12 protein-coding genes are annotated in these 11,679 nt (G+C 65.8%); 8 read left to right on the forward strand and 4 right to left on the reverse strand.

Annotation, left to right across the window (positions count from 1 at the left end; genetic code table 11):
* The first annotated feature begins 61 nt into the window (after window positions 1–61).
* Entirely contained in the window at window positions 62–673 is a 612-nt protein-coding gene (locus FRF71_RS03715; RefSeq protein WP_147089298.1) for an HAD family hydrolase, read from the forward strand.
* 105 nt (window positions 674–778) lie between these two features.
* Here the strand turns inward: FRF71_RS03715 and FRF71_RS03720 are convergent, their stop codons facing one another.
* A complete protein-coding gene (locus tag FRF71_RS03720) occupies window positions 779–1,120 on the reverse strand; it encodes a DUF8200 family protein (RefSeq protein WP_147089299.1) in 342 nt (113 codons plus the stop codon).
* Window positions 1,121–1,331: 211 nt separating this feature from the next.
* Between FRF71_RS03720 and FRF71_RS03725 the strand changes: the two genes are divergently transcribed.
* Window positions 1,332–1,835 (forward strand): winged helix-turn-helix transcriptional regulator, encoded by a 504-nt coding sequence (locus FRF71_RS03725; RefSeq protein ID WP_420359391.1) that lies wholly within the window; start codon window positions 1,332–1,334, stop codon window positions 1,833–1,835.
* Here the strand turns inward: FRF71_RS03725 and FRF71_RS03730 are convergent.
* Window positions 1,832–3,340 (reverse strand): YifB family Mg chelatase-like AAA ATPase, encoded by a 1,509-nt coding sequence (locus FRF71_RS03730; RefSeq protein WP_147089300.1) that lies wholly within the window; start codon window positions 3,338–3,340, stop codon window positions 1,832–1,834. The two genes, FRF71_RS03725 and FRF71_RS03730, sit on opposite strands and share 4 nt — an antisense overlap.
* Window positions 3,341–3,479: 139 nt before the next feature.
* Between FRF71_RS03730 and FRF71_RS03735 the strand changes: the two genes are divergently transcribed.
* The 6 genes from FRF71_RS03735 to yihA all read left to right on the forward strand — a co-directional run bounded on the left by FRF71_RS03735 (window position 3,480) and on the right by yihA (window position 7,443).
* Window positions 3,480–4,160, forward strand: a complete 681-nt coding sequence (locus FRF71_RS03735; protein ID WP_192900026.1) for an alpha/beta hydrolase — start codon at window positions 3,480–3,482, stop codon at window positions 4,158–4,160.
* Window positions 4,161–4,262: 102 nt separating this feature from the next.
* On the forward strand, window positions 4,263–4,397 hold the full coding sequence (gene rpmH, locus FRF71_RS03740; protein ID WP_039336437.1) for a 50S ribosomal protein L34: 135 nt from the start codon (window positions 4,263–4,265) through the stop codon (window positions 4,395–4,397).
* A gap of 14 nt (window positions 4,398–4,411) precedes the next feature.
* Window positions 4,412–4,762, forward strand: coding sequence for a ribonuclease P protein component (gene rnpA, locus FRF71_RS03745; protein WP_147089301.1), 351 nt, complete (start codon window positions 4,412–4,414; stop codon window positions 4,760–4,762).
* A complete protein-coding gene (yidD, locus tag FRF71_RS03750; protein WP_147089302.1) occupies window positions 4,759–4,968 on the forward strand; it encodes a membrane protein insertion efficiency factor YidD in 210 nt (69 codons plus the stop codon). Before rnpA ends, yidD begins: the two co-directional genes overlap by 4 nt.
* Window positions 4,969–5,024: 56 nt before the next feature.
* Window positions 5,025–6,800, forward strand: a complete 1,776-nt coding sequence (gene yidC, locus FRF71_RS03755) for a membrane protein insertase YidC (protein WP_147089303.1) — start codon at window positions 5,025–5,027, stop codon at window positions 6,798–6,800.
* 4 nt (window positions 6,801–6,804) lie between these two features.
* On the forward strand, window positions 6,805–7,443 hold the full coding sequence (yihA, locus tag FRF71_RS03760) for a ribosome biogenesis GTP-binding protein YihA/YsxC (protein ID WP_147089304.1): 639 nt from the start codon (window positions 6,805–6,807) through the stop codon (window positions 7,441–7,443).
* Here yihA and FRF71_RS03765 read toward each other — a convergent pair.
* Both FRF71_RS03765 and FRF71_RS03770 read right to left on the reverse strand, forming a co-directional pair.
* Window positions 7,435–8,772 carry a DUF3999 family protein gene (locus FRF71_RS03765; RefSeq protein ID WP_147089305.1) on the reverse strand — a complete coding sequence of 446 codons (1,338 nt, stop codon included), beginning with the start codon at window positions 8,770–8,772 and terminating at the stop codon, window positions 7,435–7,437. The genes yihA and FRF71_RS03765 overlap by 9 nt on opposite strands.
* The gene (locus tag FRF71_RS03770) at window positions 8,769–11,624 is read right to left on the reverse strand and encodes a DUF2339 domain-containing protein (RefSeq protein ID WP_147089306.1); all 2,856 of its coding nucleotides are present in this window, start codon (window positions 11,622–11,624) and stop codon (window positions 8,769–8,771) included. Before FRF71_RS03770 ends, FRF71_RS03765 begins: the two co-directional genes overlap by 4 nt.
* Between the last annotated feature and the right edge of the window lie 55 nt (window positions 11,625–11,679).

The raw sequence follows: 11,679 nt of genomic DNA on the forward strand, positions 1-11,679 counted from the left end.
ATCGGCCCGCCTCCGTCCAGGGGTGCGGGCCGAACCCGTTTCTAGCCGTCGGAAAGTCTGCATGACCCAGCGAATCGAAGCCGTGGTTTTCGACATCGGCCGGGTGCTGGTGCAGTGGGACATGCGCCTGTTGTTCCGCAAATTGCTGGACAATGAGGCCGAGGTTGAATGGGTCTATCATAACGTGGTGACCGAGGCCTGGCATGGTCAGCACGATGCTGGCCGGCCGATCGCCGAGATGGTGGCAGAGCGCAGTGCCGAGTTTCCGCGCTATGCCGAAGTGATTCGCGCCTATGCCGAGCGATTCAATGAAACGATCCCCGGCCCGGTCCCCGGCAGCGGAGATCTGGTGGAGCAGCTCCACCAAAACGGCCTGCCGCTGTATGCGATCACCAATTTTGGAGCCGACACCTGGGCCAACTTCCGGCCCACCTTCCCGCTGCTTGATCGCTTCCGGGACATCGTGGTCTCGGGCATAGAGAAGCTCGCCAAGCCCAATCCGGCGATCTACGCGCTGGCCGCGCAGCGCTTTGGCCGCGATCCGGGAACCATGCTGTTCATTGATGACAGCCTGCCCAACGTAACCTCCGCCCGCGAATGCGGCTGGCACGCTCACCACTTCATCTCTGCCGAACTGCTGGCCGAAGAGCTGCGGACCCGCGGCCTGCTTTGAACAAAAAAGAGGGCCCCCGTCTTGCGACGGAGGCCCAGCTATTGGGGGGCTGTAAGGAATGCCTGCAGCAGGCGCCCGGAGTGAGGCGCGCCTGCCGGTATTGCGTCAGGCGGCCGCGTTACAACGCGCGAGCTTGTCGGCGTCGAATTCGCCCTTGGGGGTGGCGAACTTGGTAACCTGACCAAAGGCCTTCACGACCCGGGTGCAGGTGTTGATCGGAGCGGCGCCATCGATGCGGCCGCTGCATTCGGTGCCGTTGCAGGTCCAGTTCACGCCATTCACGACCTTGGCGGCTTCGGCAGCCGGAGCAGCAAGGGTGGCGCTGTAGCGCGAGGCGGTCTGGGCCTGGGCGGTGTTGGTGGTCGCAGCAAAGCTGGCGATGGTGCCGACTACGGCCAGGCCGGCGGCAAGCAGCGTGCGCGAAAACGGGTTGGCGGTGGCAATCATGGTTCTTCCCCTTATGCGTTCTGGTTCGTCACATCTTGGTCTGCACGCAGGGATCGAAGGGTCCTGGGAGGGAGGCACGATTTGCGTTGCGAATCACTACTTATCTCGATAGGTTTTCAGTTGCAACTAGAAACTGTGCAGCGCAGCAAAGATTTTCTTGTCGGCAAGCGAGCCAGTTTTGGGCTAGGGTATGATCCTAGGGACAAAGGGGATGACGACGATGGGCCTGCGTGAGCCGCTCGACGAGATCAACAATTGTGGCCTGCCCGCCGCGCTTGAGGTGATGGGTGAGCGCTGGTCATTTATGATCCTGCGCGCCGCTTTCAATGGGATGTATCATTTCGAGGAGTTCCTCGGTGCGCTGGGCATTGCCCGCAACATCCTGTCGAACCGTCTGGCCCGGTTGGTCGAACACGGGATCATGAAGCGCCAGGCCCTGCCCGATGATCGCCGCAAGATCGAATATCGCCTGACCGAAAAGGGGCTGGACCTGCTGCCTGCCATGCTAGCACTGCGCCAGTGGGGCGAAAAGTATGGTGCCGGCGTGCCTTCAAATCCGGTGCTGTGTGACGAGCGCGACGGGATGCCGATCCTGCCGATCGGCATTCACGCGCATGATGGTCGGGTGCTTGGCCCCAAGGAACTGGAGTGGCGCGACCAGGCCGACGTGAACTGGCCGACTGACGCCGCCGGCCGGAAGCTGCGCGCGCTTTAGCTGCGACCCGCCACCCGGCGGTAGCTGAGCGCTTCCGCCACATGGATGCGCCCGATCCCTTCGCTGCCCGCAAGATCGGCGATGGTCCGTGCCACCCGCAGCATCCGGGTATAGCCGCGCGCCGATAGTCGCATCGCCTCGGCGGCCTTCAGCAGCAGCTTGCGCCCCGCCTCATCCGGCGTTGCATGGCGTTCGAGCAGGTCGCCATCGAGCTCGGCATTGCTGGACTTGCCGGTGCCTTCAAGCCGCGCGATCTGAAGCCCCCGCGCAGCAGCGACCCGCGCCGCCACCTCGGCACTGCCTTCAGTCGGCGGCGGCAGGGCGAGGTCAGCGGCGCTGACCGGATCCACTTCAACATGCAGGTCAATGCGGTCGAGCATCGGCCCCGAGACCTTGGCCTGATAATCGGCCCCGCATCGCGGCGCCCGGCTGCAGCCCAGCGCCGGATCACCCAAATAGCCGCAGCGGCAAGGGTTCATCGCTGCAACCAGCTGCACCCGCGCCGGATAGGTGACGTGGGCATTGGCCCGCGCCACATCGACAACTCCGGTTTCCAGCGGCTGGCGCAGTGAATCGAGCACTGCGCGCTGAAACTCTGGCAACTCATCCAGGAACAGCACGCCCAGGTGCGCCAGGCTGACTTCGCCGGGGCGCACGCGCAGACCGCCGCCGGTCAGTGCCGCCATCGACGCCGAATGGTGCGGCGAGCGAAACGGCCGGGTCCGGCTGATCCGTCCTTCCTCCAGGGTACCCGCCACCGAGGCCACCATCGACACCTGCAGCGCCTCGGCCGGGGTCAGCGGCGGCAAGATCCCCGGCAAGCAGGCTGCCATCAGGCTTTTGCCCGCTCCCGGCAGACCGATCATCAGCAGGTTGTGCCCGCCAGCTGCGGCAATCTCGAGCGCGCGCTTAGCCACTTCCTGGCCTTTGACCTGCCTGAGGTCGGGGCCGTGGGCGGCCGCTTCAACCTCACCCGCCACGGGATCGGGCAAGCGCGCCGTGCCTTTGAGGTGATTAAGTAGGCTGATTAGGTCCGGCGCCGCGACAATCGACATGCCGTTGGCCCAGCGCGCCTCCCCGCCCTGCGCCGCCGGACAGATCAGGCCCTTATCGGCACCGGAGGCGTGCAGCGCCGCCAGCAGCACGCCGGGCGTCGGCACGATCCGCCCATCAAGCGCCAGTTCGCCCACCGCGACGAAATCGGTGATCTGCTCGGCATCGGTCACGCCCATCGCCGCCAGCAGCGCCAGGGCGATCGGCAGGTCATAGTGCGAGCCTTCCTTGGGGAGGTCGGCTGGCGAAAGGTTAATCGTGATCCGCTTGGGCGGCAGGGCCAGGCCCATGGCGGCGAGCGCAGCATGAACCCGTTCGCGGCTTTCATTGACCGCCTTGTCAGGCAGGCCGACGAGGTTGAAGCGCGGCAGGCCAGGCGCGATCTGGCACTGCACCTCCACGGCGCGCGCCTCAAGCCCAAGATAGGCAACCGTCTGGACGAGCGCGACCAAAGACACCCCCTTTACAAACACTTAGGTGATGCCCTGAAGGTGCCCGCCTGTCGAGCAAAAGCCGCTCTGGACCGGTGGTTACCCGAACTTAACCGATTGCCTTGGCAAAGCAGCAAGATCGCGCGCGCGATGAGAGGGCATGATCCTGCGCCGCCTAGCCTTGTTCCTTGCGCTGCTTGCCGCTGCCACCCAGCCGCTGCGCGCTGCCGAGGTTGCCGTGGTCGAGACGGTGACCGAGGAAGCGATCCCCGAGCCGGCGGGTTCGGAACGCTTCGTCAGCGCGGTTGAACCGCAAACGCCCGGAGGCATCGCCACTTTCGGCCCATTCCGCGTGCTCGATGCCACCCGCGCTGCGCTGGTCGATGTGACCGACAGCGCCAGCCCGACCCAGTTTGCCGCCATGGTAAAGGCCTATCCCGGCATCGCGCTGATCGAGATGATCGAGTGCCCCGGCACCGAGGATGATCGCGCCAACCTGCGCCTGGGACGGATGATCCGTGCGCGCGGCATGACGACATTGGTCCCGGCGGGCGGCTCGGTCCGCTCCGGCGGGGTCGAGCTGTTCCTGGCCGGCGCGCGCCGCATGGCCGATCCGGCCGCCGAGTTCGCGGTCCATTCCTGGGCCGACGAGGACGGCCGTGAAGCACGTGACTATCCCGCCGATGCGCCAGAGAATCGCGCCTATATCGATTACTATCGGGAGATGGGAATGGCGTCCGGACAGGCCCAGGCCTTTTATGCCATGACCAACTCGGTTTCATTCAGCCAGGCCAAGTGGCTCAGCGGCGCGGAAATGGCGCACTGGGTCAGCCTGAACTGAGCGCGAATCCCTTGACTCCCACCCCGGCGCGCTTTAACGGCCCGCCCCTGTGATGCGGTCGCCCACGCGGCGGCCCTTTTTGTTCGAGTTTTCGAGGTTATCATGAAGCGCACCTTCCAGCCCAGCAACCTTGTCCGCGCCCGTCGCCACGGCTTCCGCGCCCGCACGGCCACTGTCGGCGGCCGCAAGGTGCTTGCCGCCCGCCGCGCGCGTGGCCGCAAGAAGCTCTCTGCCTGAGCGAATCAGCGATCATGTCCGTCCTTACGCGGCGGGCTGATTTTCTGGCTGCCAACCGGGGTTTGCGCATAGCACGCCCCGGTTTTGTGCTTTTGGCGCGCCCGAATGATGGCCAGGGCCTGCGTTATGGCATCACCGTTACCAAGAAGATCGGCAATGCGGTGGTGCGCAACCGCATGAAGCGCCGCTTCCGTGCCCTGCTGCGCGAAATGCTGCCCACTGCTGGCCTGCCAGATCACGATCATGTGCTGATCGGCCGCGAAGGCGGGGTTGAGCGCGAGTTCGGCCTGCTGCGGGATGAGCTGACCGCCGCGCTGACCCGCGCCGCCCAGGGCAAGGGCGATCCGCCCCGCAAACGCCGGTGAAGCGCCTGCTGATCCTGATTGCCCGCGGCTGGCAACTGGGCCCGTCGCGGATCCTGCCGCCCTCGTGCCGCTACGCCCCGTCCTGCTCGGAATATGCGATTCAGGCGGTTGAGAAATACGGCGCGATTAAGGGTGGCTGGCTGGCAGCGAAGCGGCTAATGCGCTGCCATCCGTGGGGTGGGCATGGCTATGACCCGGTGCCTTGAACTGCACTGCATCGCTCGCCACCTCCAACACTATCAAGACGACTAGGGGCCTTTCCTTGGAAAACCAGAACCAGCGCAACCTGATCCTGGCCGTGGTGCTGAGCGCACTGCTGCTGTTCGGCTGGGATGCGGGCGTCCGCTATTTCTATCCCAACGCCGGCAAGCCCAAGCCGGTGGCCAGCGCGGCCCCAACTGCCAGCGCATCGGGCACCGTCAAGCCAACCCGGGAGGGCGGGCTGACGAACGCCGCCGACATTGCCGAGGAAGCGCGCGACATCAAGACGATCCTGGCTGCCCCAGGCCGGATCCCGATTGCCGCTCCCGGCCTGAACGGGTCGCTCAACCCGGTTGGCGGCGTGGTCGATGACCTGGTGACCGTGCGCCATACGGCCGCGATTGATCCCAATAGCGGGCCGCAGCGGATCTTTTCGCCGGCCGGCACTCCGGCCCAGCACTATGCCCAGTTCGGCTGGCTGGGTGCGCAGGGCTCGGTTCCGGGACCGCAGACCGTCTGGACCGCCCCCGCCGGCGCCAAGCTGACACCCCAAACCCCGGTGACGCTGAGCTGGACCAACCCGACCGGCGCGACCTTTACCCTGACCTACAAGATCGACGCCGATTACATGCTGACGGTCGAGCAGGGTGTGACCAATGCAGGCACCGCGCCGCTGACGGTTGAACCCGTTGCTCAGCTAAATCGCACCGACAAAACCGCTGCTCTGGACAGCTTCAACGTTCATGCCGGCCCCTTCGGTGCCTTCGATGAAGTCGTCGACTTTGGCACCAACTACAAGGACGTCAGCGAAACCGGGAAAGTGACGAAGGACGGCCGGACTGACTGGGTTGGCTTCACCGACGTCTACTGGATGTCGACCCTGATCCCCGAAAGCAAGGTTCCGGCCAGCGCCGATTTCCGCACGCCCGGCCGGGACATCTTCCTGGCCAACCTGTTCTACCCGGAAAGCAATGTCGCCCCGGGCCAGAACCTTACCCGCACCACGCGGCTGTTCGCGGGGGCCAAGGAAATCAAGGTGCTCGACCGCTACGAGGCGGACGGCATTGCCAAGTTCAGCCTGGCAATCGACTGGGGCTGGTTCCGCTGGTTCGAACGTCCGCTGTTCATGCTGCTCGATGCGCTGTTCAAGGCGGTCGGCAACTTCGGCGTCGCCATCATCCTGATGACGCTGATCGTGCGCGGGATCATGTTCCCGATCGCCCAGAAGCAGTTCGCCAGCATGGCCGCGATGCGCGCGATCCAGCCGAAGATGAAGGCGCTGCAGGAACGCTACAAGGACGACAAGCCGAAGCAGCAGGAAGAGATCATGGCGCTCTACAAGAAGGAAGGCGTCAACCCGCTTGCGGGCTGTCTGCCGATCTTCCTGCAGATCCCGGTGTTCTTCGCGCTCTATAAGGTGCTGATCCTGGCGGTCGAAATGCGTCACCAGCCCTTCGCGCTGTGGATCAAGGACCTCTCCGCGCCCGATCCGCTGCACATCCTGAACCTGTTCGGTCTGCTTGATTTCACCCCGCCGGCCTTCCTTGGCATTGGCGTGCTGGCGATCCTGCTGGGCATCACCATGTGGCTGCAGTTCAAGCTGCAACCGGCGCAGATGGACCCGGTCCAGCAGCAGATCTTCGCGATCATGCCGTGGATGATGATGTTCGTCATGGCGCCCTTCGCGGCTGGCCTGCTGATCTACTGGATCACATCGAACATCCTGACCATTGCCCAGCAAAGCTACCTCTATTCCAAGCACCCGCAGCTGAAGGAGCAGGCCAACAAGGACGCCGCCGATGCCAAGCGGACCCGCGAACGGGAAAAGGCCAAGTAAGCCGATGGACCAGAACGATGACCCCGTCGAACGGGCGCGCCGCCTGTTCGCAGGGCGCGTCGAGTTCCTGAAGTCCGCGCCGGGGCTGCAGTTCCTGCCCGATCCAGACGTGCCGGAAATCGCCTTTGCCGGGCGCTCGAACGTGGGGAAGAGTTCGCTGCTCAACGCCCTCACCGGCCGCAAGTCACTCGCGCGCACCTCGGTGACGCCGGGGCGCACGCAGGAACTAAACTTCTTCGACATTGGCGATCCGCTGGTCTTCCGACTGGTCGACATGCCGGGCTATGGCTTTGCCAAGGCCCCGCTAAAAGTGGTTGAGCAGTGGAAGCGGCTGGTTCGTGATTTCCTGCGCGGCCGCGTGGTGTTGAAGCGCACCCTGCTGCTGATCGACAGTCGCCACGGCCCCAAGCCGGTCGACATCGACATGATGAAAATGCTCGATGAAGCTGCGGCCAGCTACCGGATTGTCCTGACCAAGGCCGACAAGATCAAGGCCAGTGAGCTCGCCGCGGTCACCGCCGCGACCGAGGCCGAGGCCCGCAAGCATTCGGCCGCTTACCCGCTGGTCCACGTGACCAGCAGCGAAAAGGGCATGGGCATCGCCGAACTGCGCGGCGCGATCTTTGAGGACGCGCTACTCTGACGCCTGCGGCGCCTTGCGCAGCAGCCGCAGCACCGCAAAGGCCAAGGTCGCCACTCCAGCGAGCAAAGTCAGCCACAGCGCCACCTTACGTCCCGCGAAGGGGCCGCCGGTCTGGGCTGGAGCAATGCCAACCACTGGCACCGATCCGGTTTCGACTGCAGCCAGCGGCAATTTCGCCACGCCGCCGGCCGCCACGATATCTTCAAGTTGCAAGAACACCCCTTCGGCATTCGCGAGGCCTGCGCTGAGCCGGTAAGGCGGCTTGCCGCTGAACCGGGCCACCAGTTCGACCGGCGCGTAAAGCAGTTCGACCTTGGGCGGCGCGGCGAACCCCGGCGTGCGCTTGTCCGCCTCGATCCGGACATCGCTTCCAACCATGCCCGTTGCCGGTCTTGCATCGCTGAGCGGGAGTACGGCAAAGTTTTCCCCCCGGAGAGTTGCAGCGCCCAACGGCTGCCAGGGATCCTCCCGGCCAACTCGTGTGGCGAATGTCACCGGGATCAGGCCTTCACCTCCGGCCAGCTGGATTCGCAGCGCGACCGGGCCTTCACCGGGCGGGAGCGCAAGCTGCAAGTCATGCGTGCCCACCAGCCTGGCACCTCTAGCCGGAACAGGGATCGACTGCTGCGCCTTGCCAGTCCGGACTTGCACCTTTGCCTGCCGGATCGCGACACCCTGGGCATCGCCCCAGGTCACCCGCAGGTAGCGGTCTTTCAGCGAAACATCGCCCAAGGGAATGCGGGCTGGCCCTACCACATCTTCACCGCCGGAGCGAAACACGGTGTAGCCGCGCAGCACGTCCCATGTCGCCAGGTCAGCGCTGGCGGCGATGGTCAGTTTGACCAACTGTCCTTCGGGATAGCCGAGATCGAGCAAGAGCGCGCTGGCCGGCGCGGTAACGCCGCGCGTATCGATCAGCGCCGCAACCGGCCGCTCGGGCCCGGCCGCACCTGCCAGCGGCACGACGCGAGCGACCCGGTCGGCCCCGATGGTCAGCGCAACCCCGTCCGCGCTTGGCGTCGCGCGTCCAAGCACTGGGTAGGCCGGCACCGTCTGGGCCGTGGTTTCTTGCGCCGCTGGCCAGACCATGGCCAGCGGCAGCGATCGGCCGTTGGCGTCGAACAACCGCAAGTCGGAATTGGTCGGGTTGCGCAGCGCCAGCAACGCCTGGACTGGCACGGTGATCCGCTGTTCAGGCCCTCCCTCCGCCGGTGTTACGGCAAAGCTTGCCGCATAGCTTTCCGGCTTGGCCGGATCGCGCGGAGCCTCCTTGGCGCAGGCGCCCAGCAAGGCAAGCGCCGCCATCCCGATCAACGTCTGGCGGATCATGGCTTGGCCTCCTCCTTGCGCGGTGGGAGCGGCACAAAATAGCCGATCACCAGCATCAGGATGCCCACCGCGATGAAGGTGACGATCCGCTGCCAGCCCTCGGCGCTCGACATGTCGACCAGCAGGAGCTTGGCCACCACCAGCCCGAGCAGCGCCGCGCCGACCAGCCACAACGGCCGCAGCGCGCGGCGCTGGGCCAAGACCATCAGCGCCATCGCCAGCAGGGTCCACAAGATCGAGATCCCGGCCTGGACCACGCTGCTGGCGGCAAGATCGTCCGGGTTCCAGTTCACCCCCAACCAGTGATGGGCGGTGCGCAGCCACACGGCGTTGATCGCCACAAAACCGAGCGTGGCCGCGAGCGCCGGGGCGAGCGGGCCGCGCAGCATATCGGCCCCATCGGGTGCGGGCACCATCGTGCTGGCCATGCGGTGCCATAGCGCCAGTGCGGTAAGTGCGAGCAAAACCGACAGATCGACCGGGTTGAGCAGGGGCACGTAAGGGAGCGGCGCTGTGATCCCTTCTGCAGCAATCGCGGTAACCAATGCACCGCCAAAAACCAGCAGTGCGAGCGGTACCGCGGCCGTCCAGGCATAGGCGATTGTCCGCCCGGCCAGCGGCCAGTGTTGCACCTTGCCCGCCCGCGGCGCATTGCCGATCCGGGTCAGCAGCAGAAGCACCAGCGTGGCGGCGACGAGGAAGGCAACGCCTGCCCATGACGTGTTCCACAGGTCGGCCCGGTCGACGCCAAGGTACAGGCTGTTCGCCACTACCCCGGTCAGCAGCCAGACCGTTCCGGCGTGGATCCAGTCCTGCGCGTAGCGATGCACCTCGCCCTGCTTGCGCAATGGCAGGGCATCGCGGGTGCGGACAATATCAAGGTGCAGCGCGAGTGCTGCGGCCCACGGCAGGACGTCCGGCCAGATCAGCACGAATTGGCCGGCCGCAGCCTGGACCAGCAGCGTTACACCCAGCAAAGGCAGGCTGAACAGCGCGGGCCAGCCCGCCACGGCCCAATCGAATCGACGCGCGGCCTTGAGCGACAGCCACATCGCTGCCGTCACGACCAGCGCGACCAGCAATTGCTGCATCATGCCGGGGAACACCGGCACGGGGCCAAGTTCAGTCGTCACTGCCGGCAACTGCCGCGTCACTTCGCGGACCAGCGCAATGCAGGCAAAGGCAAAACCGGCAAGGTACAGCGGCTGCTCAAGCCGTGTCTCGACCGGGGCGTAGGCCTGGGCCCAATGCGACCCACTATGTGCCAGCGGACGCCGCAGCCACCAGGCCACCGCCAGCAGCGGCAACGCGATCAGCAGCGGACCGACAAAGCCGGTGTTGAGCACCGGCAGCGCCGACACGTTCGGTTCGATCGTCACCAGCATGATCATCGCAGCGACGCCGACCAGGCCAATCCCGAAAGCGCGCGGCATCCACCGCGCTTGCCGCATGCCGACCCAGAAGGCCCCCGCCCCCTCAAGCGCCCAGGCCGCGCCCGCCCAGCGCACATCCAGCGCGAGCGGGATCGCAAGGGTGACAAAGCCGACCCCGATGGCAATCAGGCATTCACCCAGCAGCCGCGTCTCGGGCCGTGGCGTCCGCCAGACCCAAGCTGCCAGCCCGACATAGACGGCGCCAAAGGCCAGCGCAGCCCAGGCCTGGGCATAGGGAATCTGCTCTACGAGTTGGGTCTGGAACCCGAAGCCGACGATCGCCGTGCCGAACAGCAGCGTCGAATCTGCCACAAGTCCGAACCGCCCCGGAGTGTTGTGAGCGTAAAGGAGCGCGGTCAGCAAATAGATCGCCACCGTCAGCGCCAGGAAGACCTGGCAGAGCCAGAACTGCTCTGGCCCATAGCGCGCGGCGGCCCAGGCCCCGCCGATGATGAAGGTAGCAAAAAAGCCCAGCAGGTTGAGCTCGCGCCACGATTTCCATCGGGCGATAAACAGGATCGCCAGGTTGAGGATGGTGCCATAGGTGAACAGCGGCAGCGGCGTCGGGCTTTCCCCGCCCAGCAGCACCGGCACGGCAAAGCCGCCAGCGAAGGACGCCAGCGCCATCAGCTTGGAGTCCTGCAGCAGCGCCAGCGCGCAACCGAGCGCCGCGATCACGATCATCAGCGCGAAAGCTGCGCCCGGCGGCATGACCTCGAACATCTTGGCGGCCGCAAAGACGGTCAGGTAGAGCACACCCACGCCCGCGCCCTGGAGCGCGAGACCGAACTCCGGTCGCTGAATCCGGCGGTTAAAGCCGACCCCGAGCAGTGCTGCGCCAACCGCGCCGACCGCAGCGAGCCGCAACTCGATCGGGAACAGCCCGGCATTGGCGGCGTAGCGGGCGAGGAAGCTGAGGCCGACGAACAGGATGACCAGGCCGACACGGACAATCGTGTTGCCGCCAAACAGCCAGTCGCGCGCGGCGGCAAGGCCACGTTCAAGCAGGTCCGGTTCGGCCGGAGCATTGCTGCGCGCTGGCGGCTCGTTCGGCTCGGGCCTGGCAGTTGGTAAGGCTGGCTCGGGCAGCGCCGCACTGGTGGCCGGTGGCGGCGCAACCATCCGCGCTGCCGCGCGAACTCGCGGTACGCTGGCGGACGGCGGTTCCTTTGCCGGTTCGCGGGCGGCAGGAGCGGTGTCCCTTGCGGCCAACTCAGCAGCAACCCGGCTGGCGACAACATCGCCCAGTTCCCGGTCGAGCATCTGTGCCAGCGTTTCGCGCGCCAGGCGGCGGACCGCGCTGTCAGCCCAGAAGCCGGCGACCAGCCCGAACATTCCGCCGAGCACCAGCCCGTAGACTTCAAACTCCGCCAGCGCCCAGCCGAACAGCCCGCCGATTACCGCACCCCACAGCTTCATCGTCTGCTCCCAACCCGCATTCCGGCATAAAGCCATATCCGGGCGGGAAGGTCAC

The sequence above is a fragment of the Novosphingobium ginsenosidimutans genome, from assembly GCF_007954425.1.
GTDB classification, from domain to species: domain Bacteria; phylum Pseudomonadota; class Alphaproteobacteria; order Sphingomonadales; family Sphingomonadaceae; genus Novosphingobium; species Novosphingobium ginsenosidimutans.

What these genes read in the sequence shown, in the direction of transcription:
- rnpA (WP_147089301.1), top strand. Translation starts at nt 4,412, where the DNA reads ATGTCCGTCCTTACGCGGCGGGCTGATTTTCTGGCTGCCAACCGGGGT.
- FRF71_RS03720 (WP_147089299.1), bottom strand. Translation starts at nt 1,120, where the DNA reads ATGATTGCCACCGCCAACCCGTTTTCGCGCACGCTGCTTGCCGCCGGC.
- FRF71_RS03770 (WP_147089306.1), bottom strand. Translation starts at nt 11,624, where the DNA reads ATGAAGCTGTGGGGTGCGGTAATCGGCGGGCTGTTCGGCTGGGCGCTG.
- rpmH (WP_039336437.1), top strand. Translation starts at nt 4,263, where the DNA reads ATGAAGCGCACCTTCCAGCCCAGCAACCTTGTCCGCGCCCGTCGCCAC.
- FRF71_RS03765 (WP_147089305.1), bottom strand. Translation starts at nt 8,772, where the DNA reads ATGATCCGCCAGACGTTGATCGGGATGGCGGCGCTTGCCTTGCTGGGC.
- FRF71_RS03735 (WP_192900026.1), top strand. Translation starts at nt 3,480, where the DNA reads ATGATCCTGCGCCGCCTAGCCTTGTTCCTTGCGCTGCTTGCCGCTGCC.
- FRF71_RS03725 (WP_420359391.1), top strand. Translation starts at nt 1,332, where the DNA reads ATGACGACGATGGGCCTGCGTGAGCCGCTCGACGAGATCAACAATTGT.
- FRF71_RS03715 (WP_147089298.1), top strand. Translation starts at nt 62, where the DNA reads ATGACCCAGCGAATCGAAGCCGTGGTTTTCGACATCGGCCGGGTGCTG.
- yihA (WP_147089304.1), top strand. Translation starts at nt 6,805, where the DNA reads ATGGACCAGAACGATGACCCCGTCGAACGGGCGCGCCGCCTGTTCGCA.